Source organism: Polaribacter sargassicola (genome assembly GCF_021991835.1).
Classification (GTDB): domain Bacteria; phylum Bacteroidota; class Bacteroidia; order Flavobacteriales; family Flavobacteriaceae; genus Polaribacter; species Polaribacter sargassicola.
Genome location: NZ_JAHDAU010000005.1, coordinates 220,201 through 244,773, shown reverse-complemented (window position 1 = coordinate 244,773; position 24,573 = coordinate 220,201). Strand labels below are relative to the sequence as shown.

The 24,573-nt window shown below is 27.2% G+C and carries 22 protein-coding genes; 10 read left to right on the top strand and 12 right to left on the bottom strand.

Annotation, left to right across the window (positions count from 1 at the left end; translation table 11 throughout):
• Positions 1-214 precede the first annotated feature (214 nt).
• The 3 genes from KI686_RS10275 to KI686_RS10265 form a co-directional block, all read right to left on the bottom strand.
• Positions 215-1,090, bottom strand: coding sequence for a hypothetical protein (locus KI686_RS10275; RefSeq protein ID WP_237589201.1), 876 nt, complete (start codon positions 1,088-1,090; stop codon positions 215-217).
• A gap of 200 nt (positions 1,091-1,290) precedes the next feature.
• Positions 1,291-3,732, bottom strand: a complete 2,442-nt coding sequence (locus tag KI686_RS10270) for a M1 family metallopeptidase (protein WP_237589200.1) — start codon at positions 3,730-3,732, stop codon at positions 1,291-1,293.
• A gap of 121 nt (positions 3,733-3,853) precedes the next feature.
• Entirely contained in the window at positions 3,854-5,029 is a 1,176-nt protein-coding gene (locus KI686_RS10265; protein ID WP_237589199.1) for a GlmU family protein, read from the bottom strand.
• Positions 5,030-5,228: 199 nt separating this feature from the next.
• Between KI686_RS10265 and KI686_RS10260 the strand changes: the two genes are divergently transcribed.
• Positions 5,229-5,783 (top strand): acyl-CoA thioesterase, encoded by a 555-nt coding sequence (locus KI686_RS10260; protein ID WP_237589198.1) that lies wholly within the window; start codon positions 5,229-5,231, stop codon positions 5,781-5,783.
• A gap of 177 nt (positions 5,784-5,960) precedes the next feature.
• On the opposite strand, the gene KI686_RS10255 is transcribed toward KI686_RS10260, so the two are convergent.
• The 9 genes from KI686_RS10255 to hisG all read right to left on the bottom strand — a co-directional run bounded on the left by KI686_RS10255 (position 5,961) and on the right by hisG (position 14,313).
• Positions 5,961-6,854 carry a polysaccharide lyase family 7 protein gene (locus tag KI686_RS10255; RefSeq protein WP_237589197.1) on the bottom strand — a complete coding sequence of 298 codons (894 nt, stop codon included), beginning with the start codon at positions 6,852-6,854 and terminating at the stop codon, positions 5,961-5,963.
• 17 nt (positions 6,855-6,871) lie between these two features.
• Positions 6,872-7,471, bottom strand: a complete 600-nt coding sequence (gene hisIE, locus KI686_RS10250) for a bifunctional phosphoribosyl-AMP cyclohydrolase/phosphoribosyl-ATP diphosphatase HisIE (protein ID WP_237589196.1) — start codon at positions 7,469-7,471, stop codon at positions 6,872-6,874.
• Between the two features lie 76 nt (positions 7,472-7,547).
• Positions 7,548-8,303: an imidazole glycerol phosphate synthase subunit HisF gene (gene hisF / locus KI686_RS10245; protein ID WP_237589195.1), complete on the bottom strand. Its 756-nt coding sequence runs from the start codon at positions 8,301-8,303 to the stop codon at positions 7,548-7,550.
• 69 nt (positions 8,304-8,372) lie between these two features.
• Positions 8,373-9,110: a 1-(5-phosphoribosyl)-5-[(5-phosphoribosylamino)methylideneamino]imidazole-4-carboxamide isomerase gene (hisA, locus tag KI686_RS10240; RefSeq protein WP_237589194.1), complete on the bottom strand. Its 738-nt coding sequence runs from the start codon at positions 9,108-9,110 to the stop codon at positions 8,373-8,375.
• Positions 9,111-9,125: 15 nt separating this feature from the next.
• A complete protein-coding gene (gene hisH / locus KI686_RS10235) occupies positions 9,126-9,719 on the bottom strand; it encodes an imidazole glycerol phosphate synthase subunit HisH (protein ID WP_237589193.1) in 594 nt (197 codons plus the stop codon).
• 54 nt (positions 9,720-9,773) lie between these two features.
• Positions 9,774-10,913: a bifunctional histidinol-phosphatase/imidazoleglycerol-phosphate dehydratase HisB gene (hisB, locus tag KI686_RS10230; RefSeq protein WP_237589192.1), complete on the bottom strand. Its 1,140-nt coding sequence runs from the start codon at positions 10,911-10,913 to the stop codon at positions 9,774-9,776.
• A 41-nt stretch (positions 10,914-10,954) separates the two neighbouring features.
• Entirely contained in the window at positions 10,955-12,010 is a 1,056-nt protein-coding gene (gene hisC, locus KI686_RS10225; protein WP_237589191.1) for a histidinol-phosphate transaminase, read from the bottom strand.
• A gap of 39 nt (positions 12,011-12,049) precedes the next feature.
• The gene (gene hisD / locus KI686_RS10220) at positions 12,050-13,333 is read right to left on the bottom strand and encodes a histidinol dehydrogenase (RefSeq protein WP_237589190.1); all 1,284 of its coding nucleotides are present in this window, start codon (positions 13,331-13,333) and stop codon (positions 12,050-12,052) included.
• A gap of 122 nt (positions 13,334-13,455) precedes the next feature.
• Positions 13,456-14,313 (bottom strand): ATP phosphoribosyltransferase, encoded by an 858-nt coding sequence (gene hisG / locus KI686_RS10215; RefSeq protein ID WP_237589189.1) that lies wholly within the window; start codon positions 14,311-14,313, stop codon positions 13,456-13,458.
• Between the two features lie 406 nt (positions 14,314-14,719).
• Here hisG and KI686_RS10210 point away from each other — a divergent pair, with 406 nt between their 5' ends.
• The 9 genes from KI686_RS10210 to KI686_RS10170 all read left to right on the top strand — a co-directional run bounded on the left by KI686_RS10210 (position 14,720) and on the right by KI686_RS10170 (position 24,524).
• Positions 14,720-14,971, top strand: coding sequence for a thioredoxin family protein (locus tag KI686_RS10210; RefSeq protein WP_237589188.1), 252 nt, complete (start codon positions 14,720-14,722; stop codon positions 14,969-14,971).
• 123 nt (positions 14,972-15,094) lie between these two features.
• Positions 15,095-15,892 carry a tRNA 2-thiocytidine(32) synthetase TtcA gene (gene ttcA / locus KI686_RS10205; RefSeq protein ID WP_237589187.1) on the top strand — a complete coding sequence of 266 codons (798 nt, stop codon included), beginning with the start codon at positions 15,095-15,097 and terminating at the stop codon, positions 15,890-15,892.
• Positions 15,893-15,993: 101 nt separating this feature from the next.
• The gene (locus tag KI686_RS10200; RefSeq protein ID WP_237589186.1) at positions 15,994-16,557 is read left to right on the top strand and encodes a TetR/AcrR family transcriptional regulator; all 564 of its coding nucleotides are present in this window, start codon (positions 15,994-15,996) and stop codon (positions 16,555-16,557) included.
• A 68-nt stretch (positions 16,558-16,625) separates the two neighbouring features.
• Complete coding sequence (locus KI686_RS10195; RefSeq protein WP_237589185.1) at positions 16,626-17,174, top strand: carboxymuconolactone decarboxylase family protein; 549 nt, start codon at positions 16,626-16,628, stop codon at positions 17,172-17,174.
• Positions 17,175-17,288: 114 nt separating this feature from the next.
• Positions 17,289-17,933, top strand: a complete 645-nt coding sequence (locus KI686_RS10190) for a DsbA family oxidoreductase (protein ID WP_237589184.1) — start codon at positions 17,289-17,291, stop codon at positions 17,931-17,933.
• Between the two features lie 54 nt (positions 17,934-17,987).
• Positions 17,988-18,644, top strand: a complete 657-nt coding sequence (locus KI686_RS10185) for a peroxiredoxin-like family protein (protein ID WP_237589183.1) — start codon at positions 17,988-17,990, stop codon at positions 18,642-18,644.
• A gap of 306 nt (positions 18,645-18,950) precedes the next feature.
• Complete coding sequence (locus KI686_RS10180) at positions 18,951-21,227, top strand: sensor histidine kinase (RefSeq protein WP_237589182.1); 2,277 nt, start codon at positions 18,951-18,953, stop codon at positions 21,225-21,227.
• A 202-nt stretch (positions 21,228-21,429) separates the two neighbouring features.
• A complete protein-coding gene (locus tag KI686_RS10175; protein ID WP_237589181.1) occupies positions 21,430-23,799 on the top strand; it encodes a PAS domain-containing sensor histidine kinase in 2,370 nt (789 codons plus the stop codon).
• A gap of 29 nt (positions 23,800-23,828) precedes the next feature.
• Positions 23,829-24,524: a haloacid dehalogenase type II gene (locus tag KI686_RS10170; RefSeq protein ID WP_237589180.1), complete on the top strand. Its 696-nt coding sequence runs from the start codon at positions 23,829-23,831 to the stop codon at positions 24,522-24,524.
• The last annotated feature ends 49 nt before the right edge of the window (positions 24,525-24,573 follow it).

Below are 24,573 nucleotides of genomic sequence, written 5' to 3'. Positions count from 1 at the left end.
AAAAAACTGAAAGAATAACAGACTTGTGTATGAAACGTAGCGTGCAAAAAGACACTAACTTTTCGGATTAACACAGAGCCAAATTTTTATATTTTGTTTTTTAGTTTATCATTTTTTAAAAGCCAAATTAAAAATTTGGCGGACTTTGCAAATAAGCGTGAACCTTTCGGCTAAACACTTGTTAGCTATGTTTTATACACCGTGTTGTGAGTAGTTATTTTCTCGGCAAAACTCTGTATCTAATTAGTAAAAAGTCATCGCAACGACCAAATTTATGCCAACTCTCATTCGTAACTACTCTAATTTGAATATCAATATTATCTCCAATATGTCTTTCTTCTATCAATAAATTTAAAATATTCGAATCATCAACATTATTAATTCCTTTCGCAGAACTCCATTTAATAGTATAATCAGTTCTTTTAAAAGTTGTATCCATTTCTACTTCAATTTTAAGTTTATCTCCTGGGTACAAGTAAAATTCAGGTTTTATGAAACTAATATGTTTATTACCAATATTTCTAGGGTTGAATTGTTCTCTGTATTGAGAATTCCCAAACGAATCCGTAAATTTTAAAATTTTAGGAACATTAAATTCTTCATTCATATTATTTTCTAAGTAATAGTGTTTTATTGAATCTATAATATCATTAGTATAACAGACTATTTGTTCTAAAGCTCTAATCGAAATAGGATTACTATGATAAAGACAATTTCTTGGATAAATAAGACGATTTAAAACTTCAGCCAACATTTCACGTCCAATTTTGAAATTCAATTCAAAATATTTTCTGAAGTGTAATTTAAATAAATGAGGTTTTGTTATAATTTCAATTGAAGTATCTAATAAACAAGCATCAATCGGTCTTGGGTACCGTGATTTTTCAGAATTATATCTTGTCTCTATCTCTTTTCTGATATTTCCATTAAGTAAGAAATTACCTTTATCATCTTTAGCGTTAATATAATTAGTTCCATAATTTGTTCGTAATTCTCTATCGATGACTATTCTCAACCAATATTCAAGACTCTCGATATATTCCTTACCAAATCCCCTTATATCTCTGTCTGGTAAATTGTTTAATGGCATTCGCTGGTTGGTTTTAATTACTCACAACATTGAATATTAATAGTTATTATACAATAGCTACTCAAAATAAAAATTCAAGTAAATTAATTTATAAATTGATTACTGAATAAATTTGTTATAATAACACATAAAATTTAATATTTCCGAGAGTAATTATGATGGAATTGAAAAGAAATTCATAAAAGCTCAAAACAAATCAATTATAATAACTTAGAAATAGCTTCTTCTATAATTGCTATATTTCTAATTTTATTCGGTAAATTTTTAACCTTTTGATCTTGTATCATTTTACGCATTAAATTAATAACAACTTTGTCAAAATTAAAAGATTTGTATTGTTTTCCTTTTACAACCATATCATCAACTAAATTCTGTATTGCTTCAGAGTTATTGCTTTCAGAAACCTGTTTAAAAGCTTTTTCATAAAGTACTTTTGTTGCATCGTCTCCTGATAAAAACATACCAGACAATACACTTTTAGCTATAAAGGGAAGTTCGTTTTCATCATTTTCTTCAATATAAATACGAGTTAAAGGTGTCGCTAATATTTTTTTAACTTCATCTGGCAACTCTTTAGATTTGCTAATTGCTGTTTCTTTATCAATATAATACATTGAAACTAAAGCTTTACCTAAAACAGCATAAGACTCACTATTTAAAGCTTTTAAGAAAATTGATTTTAGTTCTGGGTCTGTTAATTTCCCTAACGTTTCAATCGCTGAAGCTTGTACTAAAGTCTTTTTATCATTGTTGGCTATTTCAATTATTTTTTGAATTGCATCTTTTTTAGAAAACTTATTAATTAAATCTATATTCTGTAAAGCTAAAATTCTAATCTTGTAAGAAGCATCATTCATAGCATTTACAACAGCATTAAAAGCATCTTTTTCTTCTTGTCTTTTTACAACCTCTAATAATGCTTCTTTTCTATGCTCAAAGTTTTCAGCATTTTTTAATTGAAAAATATAATCACTTAAAATCTTATTCTCGCTAATTTCACATAATAAAACACCATCTGCATTTATTTGTATTAAAGTCGGTTGTTTGTTATAATCAAAAGTAAAAGAAGCATCTTTGGCATCTACAAAAACATTATGTCTTGTTTTTTGTCCATTTTCAAAAATATCAATAGCCAAAGGAAATTTAAATTCATTTATGTTTAGTTGTAATAAATTTACTGTAACTTTTTTCTGAATTGTATTGTAATCATAAGAAACTTCTATATTAGGATGACCTGCATTATAATACCATTGATTAAAAAACCAATTTAAATCTTTACCTGTAATTCTTTCAAAAACTAATCTTAATTGATGTACTTCTGCTGCCTTGTATTTATTTTCTGTTAAATATGTTTTTAAACCTAAGAAAAAAGCTTCGTCTCCTAAATAATTACGTAGCATATGTAAAATTGCGCCACCTTTATTGTAACTAACCAGATCGAACATGTCTTCTTTATCATCATAATTAAAACGTACCAAGTTTTTATCACTACTTTGTCCGTTTAAATATGCCTCTCTATCTTCTGCCAAATGCATGTCTGCATTTAGTTTTCCGTACTTATATTCTCTCCATAAATACTCACTATAATTTGCAAAAGACTCATTTAATGTTAAGTTAGACCAACTTTCTGATGTTACTAAATCTCCAAACCAATGATGAAAAAGCTCGTGTGCAATTGTGTTTTCTTGTATATTTTCATCTATTAATTGACCCGGTTTTTGGTAAGCTTGTTCTCCATGTATAACTGCTGTTGTATTTTCCATTGCACCAGAAACATAATCTCTACCAACAATTTGGCTATATTTATTCCAAGGATATTCTACACCTAATATGTTAGAGAAAAATCCTATCATTTCTGGGGTTAATCCAAAAATGTCTTTTGCATATGGTGCATATTCTTTTTCTACATAATAATTTACAGGAATATTTTTATAATTATCTTTAATAACCTCATACTCTCCAACTCCCATAAAAAATAGATATGGAGCATGTTTTTGATCCATTTTCCAATAATCTGTTCTGTTTGATCCGTTTTTTGTTTGACTTTCTAATTTTCCGTTAGATAGTGTTACATATTTATCTGGTACTGTAATGTAAATTTCTTGTGTAGTTTTTTGATTAGGACTATCTATTGTAGGAAACCAACAGCTACTTGCTTCGGTTTCTCCTTGTGTCCAAATTTGTGTTGGCTTATTTTTATCTGCACCGTCTGCATTTATAAAATACAAACCTTTAGCATCTGTTATTGCTGCACTTCCTTTTTGTTTTACTTTTTCTGGTTGTGCTGTATATTTAATATAAACCGTAAACTCCTCTTTTCTAGTATATTCTTTAGGTAATGTTATGCTAATTTTAAAATCATCATATTTATAATTTAACTCTTTATCATTAAGAGAAACAGTATGAATAATCATAGCTTTAGCATCTAATGTAAATGTATTAGTTGCATAAAAATGAGGTTTGGCAGTAATCCAAGCTTCACCATTTAATTGTTTTTTATCAAAATTAAAATCTACTTTTAATTTTGTATGAACTAAATCATGAATCTTATCTCTTTCTGGTTGGTATGTTTTATATGTTTGAGAAAAACCAACAAAACTTACCAATATTAATAGAAAAAATAAAAACTTTTGTAACTTCATATACTTCACTTTCTTAATGTTTCAAAAATAATAAATAATACTACTGAAGCTGTTAATGAGCAGTTAAAAAGATATTTAGAAAATGAAGACATTAAATAAATTAAAAATTTAAGATGATTTATTAATAGTTTCTATATTGTTTGGTTTCTTCAAAAACATGCTCTAAAATTTGTTTTTCTTTATCATCAAACTCCATATTTCTACGTTCCATAACAACAGTTGCTACTTCAAAAAATTTATTGGTTTTATATTCTGTAAAACCAGAAGAACCACCCCAACTAAAAGAAGGTACAAAATTTCTTGGAAAACCAGTACCATAAATATTTGTACAAACACCAATAACAGTACCTGTGTTAAACATAGTATTTATACCACATTTAGAATGATCTCCCATCATTAAGCCACAAAATTGCAATCCTGTTTTTGCAAATCTACCTGTGTTATAATCCCACAGTTTTACTTCTGCATAATTGTTTTTTAGATTAGAGTTATTAGTATCTGCACCTAAATTACACCACTCACCTAAAACAGAATTTCCTAAAAAGCCATCGTGTCCTTTATTAGAGTATCCCATTAAAAGAGAGTTGTTAACCTCACCTCCTACTTTACAATAAGGACCAATAGTTGTACCTCCATAAATTTTTGCTCCCATTTTTAACAAAGCGCCACTACACATAGCAAAAGGTCCTTTTATAGAACTGTTTTCTAAAATAACAGCATCTTTACCTATATATATAGGTCCGGCAGAAGCATTTAGTATAGCAAAAGTTATATTTGCTCCTTCTTCTATAAAAATATTTTCTTTATTAATACATCTAGTTCCTTCTGGTATTGGTTGTGATTCTCTTCCTTTTGTAATTAAATCGAAATCTTGTTGAATGGCTTTAAAGTTTAACGAAAAAATATCCCAAGTATTTTTTACTTGCAACAAATCTTCTGTAAACTCTATTTGTTTGTAAGTATCAAAATTTATTTCTTCTTGTGTATCTTTCGTAAAAAAAGCTAAAACATCTTCTCCTTTAAAAATTGCTTCGTTTTCAGATAAGTTTTTTATTAATTCTACTAAATTTTCATTGGGGCAATAAGATGCATTTATTAATATATTCTCTTCCATTTCTACCATTGGGTATTTGTCTTCTAAATACTCTTCGGTAATTGTAGTTGTAGTTAAACCTAGGTGTTTTTCCCATTTTTCTCTTATGGTTAAAATACCAATTCTAATATCTGCTACAGGTCTTGTAAATGTAAAAGGCAATAAGTTATTTCTAACTTCACTATCAAATAGAATATAATTCATTTTTCTTTTTTTAACTAAAGCAAATTTACTTTAAAAAGAACATTAAACAAACAGATTATAACAATTACAATCTACTTTGTTTAATATAATTTAAATATTGATTTGTAAGTCTTTAAATTTTAAATTGCCAAAAATATTATAAATTAGTAAATAAGTTTTTAAAGCATTTCGCTTTTTTCTTAAAAATAGATGTAAACAAATGAAATCAAATTTTAAACACATAAAAGAATCTCAAATAAGTATATCAGAGTTAATGCTACCTTCTAATTCTAATTTTAGTGGTAAAATTCATGGAGGATATATTTTAAATTTAATGGATCAAATTGCATTTGCTTGTGCCTCTAAACATTCTGGTAATTATTGTGTAACCGCTTCTGTTAATAAAGTTGATTTTTTAAATCCTATAGAAGTTGGTGAATTAGTAACAATGAAAGCATCTATTAATTTTACAGGAAGAACCTCTATGGTTGTAGGTTTACGTGTTGATTCTGAAAACATTAGAACAGGAGAAACAAAGCATTGTAATTCTTCTTATTTTACAATGGTTGCTAAAGATGATAATGGTAAAAGTACACCTGTACCTGGTATTATTTTAACCAACGAAGATGAAGTTAGACGTTTTGTAAGAAGTATTACTAGGCAAAAAGAAGGTCGTAAAAGAACTTCTCGTTTTAGTAGTAATGTTTTTAAAATGAAGGATAATTTACATTTATTAAAAGAAAGTAACTCTAAAATAGAATTAGAGAACAAGTAATTTTCATCATAATTTTAATAAAAAACAGTATTTAAACTAGGAGATGTAATTTTATGTTGAATACTGTTTTTTAATTTCTACTAAACTTCACTAGACTAAATTGTATAAAAAACTCTTTAGTTCTTCTAGTAAATTATCAGTAAAACTTAATATTTCTAAAAAAAAGAGTAAAAATAATTAATAATGATTTGTCTTAACACTATATAAAATTACTTCTGAAGCTGCTGTATAATCTTTATTCCACTTAAAGTAATTACCTGTTTTAAAATAATTATCAAAATTATAGCCATTACTTTTATAATCATACAAAGCGGTGTATTCTTGAGCAATACTTTTAGATTCGCAAACCAAAGCATATTGCAACACTCCATTTACAACACGTAATTTTATGGTAAATTTTTCATTATCTACTGTACCAATTGTTATTTTTTCATCATAACTGCTAGTCCAAACACCATTATCTGGTTTTACATAATATTCTATTACAATATCACCATTTTTCCATTGAACTTTAACAGTCGCAGGAGATCCTGATAAAGTAGCACTGCTTTTACCATGAATTTGAGCTACATAAGTTTGTCCACTTCCTTCACAAAAATTTACTTGTAAAGTAGATTCCATTTCATGAGTTCCTTCATCCATATACCAATTGTCTTCAGTATCTTGTACTCCTTTCCAATATTCTCTTAATTCTGTTCTACAATATTTACCGTCATCTAAATCGGCACCACCAGAAGTTGTAAAACCTGTAAATTTTGTATAGAAAGTATAACTCTCATCATCATTTTTATAAAAATATTTTTTTTCTGTTGATGTTAAATTATACGCTATAATATCTTCATAATATATAGAAGTAGCTTTTTCAGATCCATCTGCTCTATCAATTGGCACAGACAAATACCAGTTTTTCCAAACAAAATTACCTTCATCAGCAACATCATCATCATTGTCATCAATTTCTTCATCATCTATTATTTCTTCTTCTGTAGAAGAACTACTAGTTGTACAATTAAAAACAAAAAAGAGTGAAATCACCAAAAAAGAAAAAAAGATAATTTTGTTTTTCTTCATAATTATTAAAATATATTTTACTTATGTCTTCCTTTTAATTCTTCTTCTATATCTTTTAAAGTAAACCCTTTAGCTTGTAATAGCATTAAATAATGGAATAACAAATCTGCAGATTCATATAAAAATAACTCATCATTATTGTCCATTGCTTCAATTACAGTTTCTACTGCTTCCTCTCCTACTTTTTGGGCAACTTTATTAATTCCTTTAGCAAATAAACTTGCTACGTAAGATTTTTTAGTGTCTTTATTGGCAACTCTTTCTGCAATAACATCTTCTAAAGTTGAAAAGAAACCATAATTTTGATTGTTTTCTCCATTCCAACACGTATCAGTTCCTGTATGACAAGTTGGCCCTTTTGGATTTACAAAAATCAATAAAGTATCATTATCACAATCTAGTTTAATATCAACTAAATTTAAAACGTTTCCGCTTTCTTCTCCTTTTGTCCACAATCTATTTTTAGTTCTAGAAAAAAAAGTAACTAATTTAGTTTCTTGTGTTTTTGCAAAAGCTTCTTCATTCATATACCCTAACATCAATACATTTTTTGTTGTTGCATCTTGTATGATTGCAGGTACTAATCCGTCGTTATTTTTATTGAAATCTATGTTCATAATTGTTGGTTTTGGTTGTTGTTTTTTTGGTTGTTGGCTTTACTAATAACCATCAACTAAAAACAAAAAACTATTTTTATAATCTAACAGGAATATTTTGTTTCTTTAATTCTTCTTTTAATTCCTTAATCGGTATTTCTCCAAAATGAAAAACACTTGCTGCCAAGGCTGCATCAGATTTTCCTTTTGTAAAAGTGTCTGCAAAATGTTGAATTGTTCCTGCGCCACCAGAAGCTATAATAGGAATATTTAATATTTCTGATAAATGTGCCAAAGCCTCGTTTGCAAAACCTCCTTTTGTTCCGTCATGATTCATAGAAGTAAACAAAATTTCTCCTGCTCCTCTTTCTTCCACTTCTTTTGCCCAATCAAATAACTTAATTTCTGTTGGTATTGTTCCGCCTGCCAAATGCACAAACCATTCTCCTTCAATTTGTTTTGCATCAATTGCAACAACCACGCATTGACTACCAAATTTTTCTGCCAATTCGTTTACTAAATCTGGTCTTTTTACTGCAGATGAGTTGATAGAAACTTTATCTGCACCACATTTTAACAATTTATCTACGTGTTCTACAGAAGAAATTCCGCCACCTACTGTAAACGGAATGTTTACTTGCTCGGCAACTTTTAAAACCATATCTAAAGTCGTTCCTCTATTTTCTAGCGTTGCAGCAATGTCTAAAAAAACCAATTCATCTGCGCCTAAATCTGCATATTGTTTTGCTAAAACTACAGGATCTCCTGCATCAATTAAATTAACGAAATTAACACCTTTTACAGTTCTTCCATTTTTAATATCTAAACAAGGTACTATTCTTTTTGTTAACATTTATTCTTTGGTTTTTGGTTTTTAGTTTCTCGTTTTTGGTTTGAGTGATAAACCATCAACTAAAAACTATTAACCGTTAACTATATAATTCTCTAATTGTTTTAAGCTGATTTTATTTTCATAAATCGCTTTTCCAATAATTACACCTTCGCAACCATTTTCTGCTAATTTTGGCAATTCATCAAAAGATGATATTCCTCCTGAAGCAATTAGTTTTAAAGGTTTTACTTCTGATAAAATTTGTTGATAAATATCAAAACTTGGTCCTTGTAACATACCGTCTTTAGAAATATCTGTACAAATTACATACTGAATTCCTTTTTGCTGATAATCAGAAATAAACGGAATTAATTCTAAAGAACTTTCTTCTTGCCAACCGTTTGTTGCTATTTTTCCTCCTGAATTATCAGGATAAAAATCGGCTCCTAAAATTATTTTTTCTGATCCATATTTGGCAATCCAACTTTTAAAAATTTCTGGATTTTTTACAGCAATACTTCCTCCTGTAATTTGATTTGCTCCAGAATTAAAGGCTATTTCTAAATCTTTATCAGATTTTAAACCACCACCAAAATCAATTTTTAAATTGGTTTTAGAAGCTATTTGCTCTAATACTTTATAGTTTATAATCTGACTAGCTTTTGCGCCATCTAAATCTACAACGTGTAAATATTCAATCCCTGCAGCTTCAAATTCTTTTGCAACTTCTATCGGGTTTTCGTTATAAATTTTCTTAGTATCATAATCTCCTTTTGTTAAACGAACGCATTTTCCGTCTATAATATCTATGGCTGGTATTATTCTCAAAATAGTTGTTAGTGTTTAATTGTTAGTGTTTAGTTCTAAAAAATTCTTAAGAATTTTTGCGCCTTCTACTCCACTTTTTTCTGGATGAAACTGAACTCCGTAAAAATTATCTTTTTTTAATGCTGATGCATATTCTATTTCATAATCTGTAGTTGCAATAGCTTCTGCACAATTTTCTGCGTAAAAACTATGTACCAAATACATAAATTCTTTTTCTTCTATTCCTTTAAACAAATCGGATTTTAAATTATAAATAACATTCCAACCCATTTGCGGAACTTTTACAGCATTCGAAAACTTCTTAATATCAACATCAAAAATTCCCAATCCTTTTGTGTTACCTTCTTCAGACGAATTACACATTAATTGCATGCCTAAACAAATACCTAAAACAGGTTGTTTTAAAGTAGGTATTACTTTATCTAAACCACTTTCTTGCAACATTTTCATTGCAGAACTTGCTTCTCCTACTCCTGGAAAAATCACTTTATCCGCAGTTTTTATTTCATCAATATTATTTGATAAAACAGCATTTACACCCAATCTTTTAAAAGCAAACTGAATACTTTTAATATTTCCTGCTCCGTAATCTATAATTACTAATTTCATTTTTTAGCTTTTAACTATTAGCTATTAGCAAAAGGCTAACAGCTATAGGCAGTTTTACAAAACTCCTTTTGTTGATGGTAAAAACATTTTGTTTGCATCTCTTTTTACAGCCATTTTCATTGCTTTTGCAAAGGCTTTAAAAATTCCTTCAATTTTATGATGTTCGTTATCGCCTTCTGCTTTAATGTTTAAATTACATTTTGCACCGTCTGTAAACGATTTAAATAAATGTAAAAACATTTCTGTTGGCATATCTCCAATCATTTCTCTTTTAAAATCTGCTTCCCAAACCAACCAAGGTCTACCGCCAAAATCTACTGCTACTTGCGCCAAACAATCATCCATTGGCAAACAAAACCCGTAACGTTCTATACCTAATTTATTACCTAATGCTTTGGCAAATAACTCTCCTAAAGCAATCATTGTATCTTCTATTGTGTGGTGTTCATCAACCTCTAAATCTCCATCAACTTTTACCGTTAAATCCATTGCTCCATGACGACCAATTTGATCTAACATATGATCGAAAAACTTAACACCTGTATCTATTTCATTTTTACCAGAACCATCTAAATTTAGTTTGATATAAATCTTAGTTTCATTGGTGTTTCTAGTTATTTCTGCAACTCTATCTTCTAGCTTTAAAAACTCATAAATTTCTTTCCAATCTGTAGAAGTTAAGGCAATACAATTTAATATTTCTTGTTTAGAAGTTTCAATTTCATCTGCACCTAATTCTGGATCTTCAGATAAAAAGATTCCTTTTGCACCTAAGTTTTTAGCCAATTCCATGTCTGTAATTCTATCACCTAAAACAAAAGAATTTTCTAAATCATATTCTTCAGAAAAATATTTGGTTAACAAACCTGTTCTTGGCTTTCTTGTTTCTGCATTTTCATGCGGAAAAGTTTTATCTATACAAACTTCAGAAAAAACAACACCTTCTTTTTCGAATGCAGAAATTACTTTGTTTTGAGCTGGCCAAAAAGTCTCTTCAGGAAAAGAATCTGTACCTAACCCATCTTGGTTTGTAACCATTACCAACTCATAATCTAGTTCTTCGGCAATTCTTGCCATATAACGAAAAACCTTTGGATAGTATTCTAACTTTTCTAAACTATCTAGTTGATAATCTACAGGTGGTTCTAAAACTAAAGTTCCGTCTCTATCTATAAATAATACTTTTTTACTCATTTTTTTTCTAGATTGATTTTAATCTTTTAAAGACTAATATTTTATTTTATGGCTCTTAAAGCTCTTAATAATCGTTGATTTTCTTCACAAATACCTACACTTACTCTCAAGCAATTTTCACATAAAGGTTGTGTTGTTCTGTTTCTAATAACCACACCATATTCTATCAATTGATTGTAACGCTTATTAGCATCATCTACCTTTATTAATAAAAAATTACCATCAGAAGGATACACTTTTTCTATATAACCATTACAACCTTCTAACTCTTTTTTAAGACGATTTCTTTCGCTAATTAATTGTGCAACTTCATTATCAATTTCATCTATTTGTTTTAATCTTTCTATAGCTCTTTGTTGGGTTAATTCGTTAACATTATAAGGTGGTTTTATGTTGTTTAAAACTTTTATAATTTCTTTAGATGCATAACAAACACCTAAACGAATACCAGCTAAACCATAAGCTTTAGAAAGAGTTTGTGTAATAATTAGATTCGGAAATTTATTTAATTTCTGTAACCAACTTTTTTCTTCAGAAAAATCGATATAAGCTTCATCTAAAACCACTAAACCTTTAAACTTTTTTAATAATTTTTCTACAGCTGCTACCGTAAAACTATTACCTGTTGGGTTGTTTGGCGAACACAAAAATAGAATTTTACTATTTGCATCTGCAGCTTCTAAAATTTGTTTTATTCTCGGTTGAAAATCTTCACCTAATAAAACCTCTCTATTTTCTATGGCATTAACATTAGCTAAAACACTGTACATACCATATGTTGGTGGCAATGTTATAATGTTGTCTCTATTGGGTTCGCAAAAAGCTCTAAAAATTAAATCTAAAACTTCATCACTACCATTACCTAATAAAATATTTTCTTTAGAAACATCTTTAATTTTAGAAAGTAAATCTTTAACATCGTTTTGTTGTGGATCTGGATATCTATTTACGCCATTTTCAAAAGGATTTTCATTAGCATCTAAGAAAATCATTTTATTAATAGAAATGTCTTTATACTCGTCTCTTGCAGAAGAATATGGTTTTAGAGCTTTTATATTTTCTCTAATTAGGTTGTTGATGTTAAATTCTGTTTTCATAATTTAAAGACTCTTAAAAAAGAGTTTTAGTTACATTTATTATTGCAAATCTTTTAAACGAATTGAAACTGCATTTTTATGTGCTTGTAAACCTTCTGCTTCTGCCATTAATTCTATAGCGTTACCAATAGTTTTTATTCCTTTTTCTGATATTTTTTGAAAAGTAATACTTTTTGTAAAACTATCTAAATTTACACCAGAATACGATTTAGAAAACCCGTTTGTTGGTAATGTATGGTTTGTACCAGATGCATAATCTCCGGCACTTTCTGGCGTGTAATTGCCTATAAAAACAGAACCTGCATTTTCTATATTATCTATATAAAAATCGTTATTATTTGTACAAACAATAAAGTGTTCTGGGCCATATTCATTAATTAATTCTAAAGCAATTTCATCATTTTCTACAAAAATAGATTTAGAGTTTGCAATGGCTTTTTCTGCAATTTCTTTTCTTGGTAACGCTAATAACTGTTTTGCTACTTCTTTAGAAACTTCTGAAATTAATTCTTTTGATGTTGATACTAAAATAACTTGGCTATCTGCACCGTGTTCTGCTTGACTTAATAAATCTGATGCTACGTAACTTGCATTTGCAGAATTGTCTGCAACAACCAACAATTCACTAGGGCCAGCAGGCATATCTATTGCCACACCATATTTGGTAGATAATTGCTTGGCAACTGTTACAAACTGATTTCCTGGACCAAATATTTTATACACTTTAGGAATACTTTCTGTACCAAATGTATAACCAGCAATTGCTTGGATTCCGCCAACTTTTACAATTTTTGTAACACCGCAAAGGTTAGCAGCAAATAAAATTGCTGGATGAATTTTACCTTCTTTATTTGGTGGCGAACACAATACAATTTCTTTACAACCTGCTATTTGCGCAGGAATTGCTAACATTAAAACAGTAGAAAACAAAGGTGCTGTTCCGCCAGGAATATACAAACCAACTTTTGTAATTGGTCTTTTTTCTTGCCAACAAGAAACTCCGTTTGTAGTTTCTACAAAAACTTTTTCTGTTTTTTGTGCTTTATGAAAATTGGTAATATTTTCTTTTGCTAATTCTATAGCTTCTTTTAATTCTTCTGATACTAAATTAATTGCTTCGTTTATTTCTTGTACAGAAACAATATTATTATCTAAAGAAACTCCATCAAACTTTGTGGTGTATTTATCTACAGCTGCATCTCCGTTTTTTTGAATATCTGTAAAAACTTCGTTTACAATACCTTCAATATCATCTACTGTTTTTGTTGGTCTTTCTAAAATTTGAGTCCAATCTTTTTTTGATGGATTTATAATTGTATTCATAATTACTATCTCTTATAAATTAGCTTTTTGCGTTAGGGATTGTAGCATTTGTTTGAGCTCTTTTTTCTTTTTCAGAAAAAAAGCGAGTGCGAAAAGCCCGTTAAAACGCCCAAATAAAAATATTAAAGCACCATTTTTTCTATTGGACAAACTAAAATACCTTCTGCTCCGTTTGCTTTTAATTCGTCTATAATTTCCCAAAACTGATTTTTAGAAATTACTGTGTGTACAGAACTCCAACCTTTTTCTGCTAATGGTAAAACCGTAGGACTTCTCATACCTGGTAACAATTTTAAGATACTTTCTAACTTATTATTAGGTGCATTTAATAATACATATTTAGATTGTCTTCCTTTTAAAACAGACTGAATTCTAAATTGAATTTTTTGTAAAATTGCTCTTCTTTCTTCTGAAATTGCTGGCGAAACTGCTAAAACTGCTTCTGATTTTAATAGTACTTCAATTTCTTTTAATCCGTTTTTAAACAAAGTAGATCCGCTAGAAACAATATCGCAAATACCATCTGCTAAACCAATATTTGGTGCAATTTCTACAGAACCGTTAATTTGGTGTAATTGTGCATCTATATTTTGTTCTTTTAAAAACTTTTTTACTGTTTCTGGGTAAGATGTTGCAATTCTTTTACCGTCTAAATCTTTTAAAGAACTTGCTTCTGATTCTTTTGGTACAGCTATAGAAACTTTACATTTAGAAAAACCTAAACGTTCTACAAATTCTAAATCATTTCCTTTTTCAATTAAAACATTTTCTCCAATAATAGCTGCATCTACAACTCCGTCTCTTAAATATTGAGGAATATCTCCGTTTCTTAAATAAAAAACTTCTACAGGAAAATCTGTAGCAGAAGCTTTTAATTGGTCTTTACCGTTGTCTATAGAAATACCAATGTCTTTTAAGATTCTCATTGAATCTTCATTTAATCTTCCTGATTTTTGTACTGCAATTCTTAAGTTACTCATTTTTATTTTTTTGTTTGATGCCTGAGCAAATTGGTTTTAAAATTGAAAAAACCCGTTTGATTTGCTCAAACGGGTTTATAAATATCTTGATTTTATTCAATACATTTTTAAATCGCCTGAGAGCAATTGTAAAAATGATGATGATGTGCTTGAATAAAAGTCATGTCTTTTTTATTATAATACAAATATTCTAAATTTATTTTGACAAATCAAAATGATTCTGCTATAATTTTCAGAAAAAACAAATATTTATCATTTTTTTATTTTTTGTTATATTTTACAACTCCTTATTAAATAGCAATTAAGAGTATAAATCATCTAAAAAAATGCATAGATATGACTAATGTCATATTAAGAAACTTTTTAAGACGATACTTTTGTGTAACTAACTAAAACAATCACTATCATGAAAAACATAAAAGTACTAGGAAACGGTTGTGCAAAGTACAATAAACTGGCAAAATTGGTTACAGAAGTTGTTTATGAAAACAATCTAAAAGTTACCATAGAAAAGATAGAAGATTATATAATGATAATGGAATACAATATTATGACTATACCTGCATTAGCAATAGATAATGTAATTACCACAAAAAAAGAAATTCCGTCTAAAGAAGAAATACTAAAAATGCTTATTACAAAACAATATCAATACTAAGACAATTAACTATTCTTAGCAGAAATTACTTAGCAGTAAAATCCTTAATTTTATTTATAATTAAGGATTTTTTTTATAAAAATAGTTTTTACACTTTATATACAAACTACTATTTTTGCAGCTATGGAAACACAAAAACAGGTTACTAAAAAATTACAACGTTCGGTAGCAGAAGCAATACAACAATTTTCTATGATTGTAGAAGGCGACAAAATAATGGTTTGCTTATCTGGCGGAAAAGATAGTTATGCTATGTTAAACATGCTGTTACATTTTAAAAAAGTAGCACCAATTAATTTTGATATTGTAGCTGTTAATTTAGACCAAAAACAACCTGGTTTTCCAGAAGAAGTTTTACCCAAATATTTAAGCAATTTAAAAGTTGATTATAAAATTATAGAAAAAAACACCTATAAAGTTGTAATGGATAAAACACCCGAAGGCAAAACAACTTGTAGTTTGTGTTCTAGATTACGTAGAGGAACCTTATATGAAGCTGCCAAAGATTTAGGTTGTAACAAATTAGCTCTAGGGCATCATAGAAATGATATTATAGAAACTTTTTTCTTAAACTTTTTCTTTGCTGGTAAAATGGAAACGATGCCACCAAAATTTAAAAATGATGCTGGAGATTTAGTTGTTTTAAGACCTTTAGCCTTTTGTAAAGAGAGTGATATTGAAGTTTATGCAGATTACATGCAGTTTCCTATCATTCCTTGTAACTTATGTGGATCTCAAGAAAACTTACAACGAAAAAAAGTAAAACAAATGATTTCTGATTGGGAAACAGAATTTCCTAACAGAAATGCTATTATGATGAATGCCTTACAAAACGTGTACCCTTCTCACCTTTTAGATCATAATTTATATGATTTTAAAAACTTAGAAACTAAAATTAATACTACTGTTAGTACAGATTAAACTAAGCTAAAAACGTATTAACATGTTAAATAAAACAAAAAAGAGTGAAAATATTTTTTTATTACTAACCGATTGTTTAGTTTTGCAGAGTAATAGAAAAAATGGCACGTAAAAAAAAATATAACGAAACAGAAGTAGTAGAAAAAGCAATGCACCTTTTCTGGAAAAATGGGTACGAAACTACATCTATGCAAATGCTAGAAAAAGAAATGGGCATTAACAAGTTTTCTATTTACGCTAGTTTTGGTAACAAACAAGGTCTATTTTTAGAAAGTATAAAACATTACAAAGCTCAAATAAATAATATTTTTAAAAAATTAGAAGAATCTAACAATGGTATTTTAGATATTAAAAACTTTTTCTATGATTCTGTAAGTTCTAATTTTAATGACGACAATATAAAAGGATGTCTTGTAACAAACACTTATAATGAGTTTTCTGACAGTGATGATCCGATAATAAAAGAACAAATGATTACTTTTATGGATAAACTTAAAAGTTTATTTGTAGAAAAATTAAGTATGGATACTTCTAAAAGCGAAGAAACCATTTTAAAACAAGCTAATTTTTTACTACTTGCTAAACACGGTTTAGCAGCGGCAGCTAGAGTAAATAGTAAAGAAGAAATTGAAGATTATATAGAAATGATATTTAAAAGTTTATAAACTTTTTTTTAACCCAAAACTAAACGATTGTTTAGAAATAATAAAAATTAAAATAAAAACAAATAATTATGACAACTTTAAAAGTACACAACATCGAGTCTGCACCAGAAGAATCTAAACCATTATTAGAAAAATCTCAAAAAGGATTTGGAATGATTCCTGGTTTACACGGTGTTTTATCTTCTGCTCCAAAAACATTTGAAGCTTACCAAACATTACACCAATTGTTTACAGAAACTTCTTTTAACCCAGAAGAACTAACAGTTGTTTGGCAAACAATAAATGTAGAGCACGAATGCCATTACTGCGTACCAGCACATACAGGTATTGCAAAAATGATGAAAGTAGATGATGCTATTACAGAAGCATTACGTAATGAAACTCCGTTAGAAAACGAAAAATTAGAAGCTTTAAGAACTTTTACTTTAATTATTGTTAGAAATCGTGGTCATGTAACTAAAGAAGAATTAGATACTTTTTATGCAGCTGGTTACGGAGAACAACAAGTATTAGAAATTATCTTAGGTTTATCTCAAAAAGTAATTAGTAATTATACTAATCACATTGCAAATACACCAGTAGACGCACCTTTTCAGCCTTTTGCTTGGAAAAAATAATTAATAATTATATTTACTAAATAATAAAAAAAACCTTCTGCTCAAAAAAGAAGGTTTTAGTGGTAATTATAAACTCTATTTTTACCATAATAAATACTCTAAATTGTATAATAAATGAAAAAATTAAAAATAGATATCGTATCTGATGTTGTTTGCCCTTGGTGTACTATTGGTTACAAACGCTTAGAAAAAGCAATTTCTGAATTAGAAATTCAAGATCAAATAGATATAGAATGGCAACCATTTGAATTGAATCCGAATATGCCAGTTGAAGGACAAAATGTTACGGAACATATTACTGAAAAATACGGAGCAACTATAGAGCAACAAAAGGTTTCTCAACAACAAATGACAGAAATTGGTGAGGAATTAGGTTTTAAGTTTGATTATTTTGATGAAATGCGAATGGTAAATACTTTTGATGCTCATATTTTATTAGAATATGCTAAAGACTTTGGCAAACAAACCGAATTAAAAATGTGCTTAACAACAGCATTTTTTAGTGAAAGAAAAGATGTTTCTAAAAAAGATATTTTAAAACAAGCTTTATTGGATGTTGGTTTAAACCCTGAAGAAGGATTGACAAAACTAGAAGATGAAACTGCTAAAAAAGAAGTTGCGAACAAACAAAATTATTGGAAAAGTTTGGGTGTAAACTCTGTTCCTACAATTGTTTTTAATAGAGAAAGTGCTGTTACAGGAGCACAACCAATTGCTACTTTTAAAAGTGTTTTGTTAGAGTTAATTAAAAAGCAATAATAATTAACAAGTACGCTTTTAATTAAAATACAGGTAAATCAAATAAATTACAAAATGGAAACAAATAAAGTAACATTAAAAGAGCTATTAAGCACAAAACAAAAAGAAGGTGCTACAAAATTTAGTGAAGAAAAAAAACAAATTTATGCAGCAGGAATTAAAAGTGTTATAGAATCTAACATTGTAAATAAAGCTTTTAATGTAGGTGATAAAGCACCTAACTTTACGCTTAATGATGCTTTAAACAAACCTGTTTCTTTATACGATCAATTAAAAAATGGACCTGTAGTTTTAACTTGGTACAGAGGCGGATGGTGTCCGTATTGTAATATTACTTTATATTATTTACAAGAAAAATTACCTGAGTTTAAAAAAGCTGGTGCATCACTTTTAGCATTAACACCAGAATTACCTGATAACTCTATAGATACTGTAGAAAAAAACAACTTAAAATTTACTGTTTTAAGTGATATTGATAATGTAATTGGTAAAAAATATAATGTTGTTTTTAAATTAACCGATGATGTTGCCGCTATTTATCAAGATAGTTTTAACCTAAATGATAAAAATGGGAATAAAAATAATGAATTGCCTTTGGCTGCAACTTATGTTATTGATACAACCGGAATTATTAAATATGCTTTTTTAGATGCAGATTATAGAAAAAGAGCAGAACCATCAGAAATAATTTCTGTTTTAAAAAATCTATAAAATAGAGTTACATTTTAATAATTAATCACATCTAATTTTGTTTGGTAAATAATACTTCTATTTACAACCTAAATTAATATTTTCTTTTTAGTCTTATAAATACAAATAGTATTTATGGCAGGCTTTTCTTTAGTTAAAAAACAAGCAAATCACCTATTTTAATACAACAACAGTGTATTTATTTTTGTATTAAAATAGGCTTGAAACAATATGTTTGTTAATTAAAGAAATATGTACCTAAAATTAAAATTTATAAAAATTAAGTACCTTTTACTTATTTACATTCCGATCATTACAATTTTATATTTGGGAATTAATCAATATTATAAAATTGTTACCAAAAATCAATTAGAGATTATAAAAACTGGTGCTAAAAATGATCTTAATGTAAAAAGTATTTTAATTAATGATACATATAAATCTTTATCTACAGGTATTGATATTATACAAATGAGTTTTTTTAATAATGGAATTCAAGAAAAAGAAAAAGTAACCAATTTTTTACTTCACTTATCTAAATTACATACTAATTACGACCAAGTTAGATATTTAGACACTCTAGGTCAAGAAATTTTAAGAGTAGATTTTGATAGTATTAATGGCGCTAAAGTTCAAGAAAACAACAAACTACAGAATAAAGGTAATAGATATTATTATAAAAATACTACTAAATTAAATAAAGACGAAATCTATTTTTCTAACATAGATTTAAATATAGATTTTGGTAAAATTGAAATTCCTTACAACCCAGTTCTTAGGGTTTCATCAAAAGTATATGATCAAAATAATAAATGGTGTGGTATAATTATTATCAACTTTTTTATGAAAGATCTATTTAATAAGCTAACCACACATAGCAAACTTAAATATTCTTCTTTTGAGCTATTAAATAAAGATGGTTACTATTTAAGCTCTAAAAATAAGATCAAAAATTTTAGTCATATTTTATCAAATTCAGATAGTCTATCATTAAAACAAACACATAAAAACCTTTGGGATAAAATTCAGCAAAACAATAGTGGTAACTATATAGACAAGAACATTATATATGTTTATAAAAAAATAATTATAGACAATAAAAGCACAAATAATGTTAATTATAAACAAGAAAAATCATTAATTCTTATTAATCAAATAGATTTAAAAGAGGTAAAAAAATCTCAAATTATATACGTTGTTTATTTATGGAGCTCTTTTATTATATTAAGTATTTTTATTCTTTTTGTTTTAATAAATATTCAATTTTTCTATTACAACTTACAAGATAAAAATAAACAACTGCTAAATAATAACAAGCAATTAAAAATACTTAAAAATAAAATACAAGAAACTTTAGATATAAAGTTAGATGAATTAAGCTTAACAGAAAGAAAATTTTATTCCATTTTTAACAGTGCTGGTATTAACATTGCACTTGCAGATTTAAATGGTAGACCTGTTTTTGCTAATAAAAAATTTATAAACACTTTTGGTTATTCCGAAGAAGAAATTACCAAATTAACTTTTAAAGATTTTACGCATCCAGATGATGTTAAGGGTAGTCTGTTTAGGTTTAAACAATTAATTGATGGAAAAATTGAACCTTTTAATATAGAAAAAAGATACATTAGAAAAGATGGTAGCGTAATCTGGATTAATTTATTTGTTTCTTTACTTAAAGATGAGCATGATAATATTATTAATGTAATTGCTATTGGTAATGAAATTACAAATCTTAAAAACGCGCAAAAAGAAACCAAAAAACTTAAAAAAGTAATTAAAAGTCTTAACTACATTGCTAAGGTTTTAAATATAGAATCTATAGAAAATGCTACAGAAATTAATGAGTCTGTAAATTTAGTAGAATATATAGAAAAACAATCTGAAGATATTTTAAATGCAAATAAAGCTAGAGAAGAACTTTTAAAAAACTTAGAGCATAAAAACGAAGAGTTAAACAACTATGCACACATTGTTTCTCATGATTTAAAAACACCTTTAAGAAGTATTTACACTTTATTTAATTGGATTGAAGAGGATGCAAATAATAATTTTACCGAAGAAAGTAAAATGTATACTCAATTAATATTAGAGAATCTAGAAAAAATGGAATCTTTAATTAAAGGGATTTTAAGCTACTCTAACTTAGACCAAAATAAAATGCAAGATTATGATATTAATACTTATAATTTAGTAAACGATATTGTAAAATTAATGCCAATACCAAAGTCTATAGAAATTAAGATAGACCCTAATTTACCAACAATTATTAGTAATAAATATAGAATTAATCAAGTATTTCAAAACCTATTAGAAAATGCTATTAAAAGCATAGATAAAGAAGTGGGTATTATAGAAATTGGAGCAAATGAAAATACAGATTCTTGGGAATTTTACATTAAAGATAACGGAAAAGGAATCGATAAAAAATATTTTCATAAAATCTTCGAACTTTTCCAATGTTTAGATAATCCTGATAAAAATTTAGGAATGGGTTTATCTATTGTTAAAAAAGTAATCCAATTTTATAACGGAAAGATTTGGTTAGATAGTGAGGTTTCTAAAGGAACTACTTTTTACTTTAGTTTACCAAAAAATGCATAAAACTTAAAATGTAACAAACGTAATTTATTTTATTTCTTTGCCAAATTAACACTAAAACAGCAAAAACAATAAACATTCATATAAAATTTATTATCTAATATAATTCTATTAATTTTATCGCAAAATAAATTAGATTAATAAAAACATCAAACTAATTACTACCATAATTTAGTTATAAATGTTTTTAAGTTTGTAAGTTTTTATGAAATTAAAGTTAATAAATATAAAGTATCTCCTACTTTTTTATATTCCATTAGTAGCTTTTACTTATTTAGGCATCAACCATTATTACAATGTTGTTAATGATAATCAATTAGAAGTAATAAAAACAAGTGCCGCTAATGATCTTAATGCCAAATCTATTTTAATAAATGAAAAATTTAAATCTTTAACATCAGATATAGATATAATTGACTGGGAGTATAATAAAGATTTTAATAAATCTACAAAACCAGGCAGAAAAGATTTAGAAGAGTTTTTACAAATTTTTATAGACTTACAAAAAAGCTTTCGTCAAATTAGATTTATGAATACTTCTGGCTTCGAAATTTTACGTGTAGATTTTAACGTAAATAATTTATCTACCAGCATTACACAATCAGACAAATTACAAGATAAAAGTAACAGATACTATTTTATAGAAAGTAAAAAACTAAAAAAAGAAGAAATCTATTTTTCTAATATAGATTTACATATGGATTTTGGTGTTATAGAATATCCATATAAACCAGTGGTAAGAGTTGTTAAGAAAACTTATAATCAAAATAAAGAATATACAGGTATTGTTGTTGTTACTTATTTAATGAAAGATTTGTTTTCTAAAATAAAAGAACAAGGAAATACTGAGTTTACAACTTTTGAGTTAACAAATGAAAATGGAAATCATTTAATTACAGAAGACGAAACAAAAAACTTTAATCACTTAATTAACAATACAGATAGTCTGTCTTTACCAAAAACAAACAAAGATTTGTGGGATAAAATACAGCAAAATGATTTTGGTAATTATACAGATAAAAATAATTTATACGTATTTAAAAAGTTAGTTATCAACAGTAAAAGCACTGGTTATAATAATTATAAAGATTCTAAAACACTGTATCTTATTAATAGAATAAATTTAAAAAAAATAAACAACAGTAATTTTACTTATTTAATTTACAAGTGGGGTATTTTTTCTTTGTTAAGTATAATAATCTTAATATGCATTTTAGCCATTCAAAACTTCAATCAAAAATTACAGTATCAAAATAAAAAATTATATGATTCTAATAATGAGTTAAAAAAACTTAGAGATAAAATTCAGCAAACTCTAAACACTAAAATTGATGAATTAAAACTTACCGAAAGAAAATTTTACTCTATTTTTAATAATGCTGGTGTTGGTATTGCTCTTACAGATTTAAACGGTGTACCTGTTTTTACTAATAAAAAATTTAATAATACTATTGGTTATGCAAAAGATGAAATCATTAAAATGGAATTTAAAGATTTTACACATCCAGAAGATTTACAGTCTAACCTAATATTATTTAAAAAACTGGTTAGCCAAGAAATAAATTCTTTTAATATAGAAAAACGTTATATAAGAAAAGATGGTGTTACAATTTGGGTAAATATTTATGCATCTTTATTAAAAGACGAAAACAATAATATTATTAATATAATAGCAATAATTAATGAAATTACGAATCTAAAAGATGCCCAACAAGAAACCGAAAACCTAAAAAGAATAATTAAAAGTCTTAATTATATTGCCACAGTTTTAAATATAAAATCTATAGATGATATTGCCGAAATAAATGAATCTGTTAATCTAGTAGAATATATAGAAAAACAATCTGAAGATATTATAGAAGCCAATAAGGTTAGAGAAGAACTTTTAAAAGATTTAGAATATAAAAATGAAGAATTAAACAACTATGCACACATTGTTTCTCATGATTTAAAAACACCTTTAAGAAGCATTTATACGCTGTTTAATTGGATTGAAGAAGACTCTGAAAATACCTTAACAGAAGAAGGTAAAATGTATACTCAATTAATTTTAGACAATTTAGAAAAAATGGAATCTTTAATTAGTGGAATTTTAAAATACTCTAAATTAGACCAAAGTAAAATGCAAGAGTATAACATTAATACTTTAGATTTAGTAAATGATATTGTAAAATTAATACCAACACCAAAATCTATTCAGATTAAAGTTAACCAAAACCTACCTACAATTGTAAGTAATAAATTCAGAATCAATCAAGTATTTCAAAATTTATTAGAAAATGCCATTAAAAGCATCGATAAAGAAATTGGTATTATAGAAATTGGAGCAAAAGAAAATACAGATTCTTGGGAGTTTTATGTTAAAGACAACGGAAAAGGAATTGATAAAAAATATTTTAAAAAAATATTTGAACTTTTTCAAAGTATAGATGGTGATGACAAAAATTTAGGAATGGGTTTATCTATAGTTAAAAAAGTTATTCAATTTTATAACGGAAAAATTTGGCTAGAAAGTAAAGTGGATGAAGGAACTACTTTTTACTTTACACTTCCTAAAAATCAAACAAAACCATAAAGCTAATTACAAAAAATAAAAACTTAAAAATGAATAACGTTATACTTAATAAGCCTAAAGTATTATTTTTTGATGTTAATGAAACTTTATTAGACCTTACTTCTGTAAAAAAAGAAATTGGCAAGGCTTTAAATGGCAAAGAAGATTTATTATCATTATGGTTTACTACAATGCTACATTATTCTTTAGTAGTTTCTGCAAGTAAGCAATACAAACCTTTTGTTAATATTGGTGCTGCGGCCTTACAAATGGTAGCGGCAAATAATAATATTAAATTAACTAAAACTAGTGCTTTAGAAATAGTTACAAATGCAATGCAGCACTTACCTCCTCACCCAGAAGTAAAAGAAGCTTTAGTTACTTTAAAAAAAGCGGGATATAAATTAGTTGCTTTTACAAACTCCTCTAATAAAGGGTTAAAAAAACAGTTTGAATATGCAAAACTCACACCTTTTTTTGATGAATTATTAAGTGTTGAAGAATCTGGTAATTTTAAACCTTTTACAAATACTTATCTTTGGGGAGCTGATAAAATGAATGAAAAACCAGAAGATTGTATGCTAATTGCTGCACATGGTTGGGATGTTGCTGGTGCACTTTGGGCAGGTTTTAGAGCTGCATTTATAAGTAGACCAGGACAACAATTATTTCCTTTAGCACTAGAAACAGAAATTGTAACTACAGATTTACAAAAAGCTTCAGATATTCTAATTAGTTATACTTAAAATTAATTTTTATAAATGAAACAGCCTCTATTTAATTTTAAAATAGAGG

Coding starts and splice junctions, on each gene's coding strand:
- hisH (WP_237589193.1), bottom strand. CDS start 9,719: ATGAAATTAGTAATTATAGATTACGGAGCAGGAAATATTAAAAGTATT.
- hisG (WP_237589189.1), bottom strand. CDS start 14,313: ATGAGTAACTTAAGAATTGCAGTACAAAAATCAGGAAGATTAAATGAA.
- hisIE (WP_237589196.1), bottom strand. CDS start 7,471: ATGAACATAGATTTCAATAAAAATAACGACGGATTAGTACCTGCAATC.
- hisF (WP_237589195.1), bottom strand. CDS start 8,303: ATGTTAACAAAAAGAATAGTACCTTGTTTAGATATTAAAAATGGAAGA.
- hisC (WP_237589191.1), bottom strand. CDS start 12,010: ATGAAAACAGAATTTAACATCAACAACCTAATTAGAGAAAATATAAAA.
- KI686_RS10200 (WP_237589186.1), top strand. CDS start 15,994: ATGGCACGTAAAAAAAAATATAACGAAACAGAAGTAGTAGAAAAAGCA.
- KI686_RS10260 (WP_237589198.1), top strand. CDS start 5,229: ATGAAATCAAATTTTAAACACATAAAAGAATCTCAAATAAGTATATCA.
- KI686_RS10195 (WP_237589185.1), top strand. CDS start 16,626: ATGACAACTTTAAAAGTACACAACATCGAGTCTGCACCAGAAGAATCT.
- KI686_RS10210 (WP_237589188.1), top strand. CDS start 14,720: ATGAAAAACATAAAAGTACTAGGAAACGGTTGTGCAAAGTACAATAAA.
- KI686_RS10190 (WP_237589184.1), top strand. CDS start 17,289: ATGAAAAAATTAAAAATAGATATCGTATCTGATGTTGTTTGCCCTTGG.
- hisD (WP_237589190.1), bottom strand. CDS start 13,333: ATGAATACAATTATAAATCCATCAAAAAAAGATTGGACTCAAATTTTA.
- ttcA (WP_237589187.1), top strand. CDS start 15,095: ATGGAAACACAAAAACAGGTTACTAAAAAATTACAACGTTCGGTAGCA.
- KI686_RS10270 (WP_237589200.1), bottom strand. CDS start 3,732: ATGAAGTTACAAAAGTTTTTATTTTTTCTATTAATATTGGTAAGTTTT.
- KI686_RS10175 (WP_237589181.1), top strand. CDS start 21,430: ATGAAATTAAAGTTAATAAATATAAAGTATCTCCTACTTTTTTATATT.
- KI686_RS10185 (WP_237589183.1), top strand. CDS start 17,988: ATGGAAACAAATAAAGTAACATTAAAAGAGCTATTAAGCACAAAACAA.
- hisB (WP_237589192.1), bottom strand. CDS start 10,913: ATGAGTAAAAAAGTATTATTTATAGATAGAGACGGAACTTTAGTTTTA.
- KI686_RS10255 (WP_237589197.1), bottom strand. CDS start 6,854: ATGAAGAAAAACAAAATTATCTTTTTTTCTTTTTTGGTGATTTCACTC.
- KI686_RS10265 (WP_237589199.1), bottom strand. CDS start 5,029: ATGAATTATATTCTATTTGATAGTGAAGTTAGAAATAACTTATTGCCT.
- KI686_RS10170 (WP_237589180.1), top strand. CDS start 23,829: ATGAATAACGTTATACTTAATAAGCCTAAAGTATTATTTTTTGATGTT.
- KI686_RS10275 (WP_237589201.1), bottom strand. CDS start 1,090: ATGCCATTAAACAATTTACCAGACAGAGATATAAGGGGATTTGGTAAG.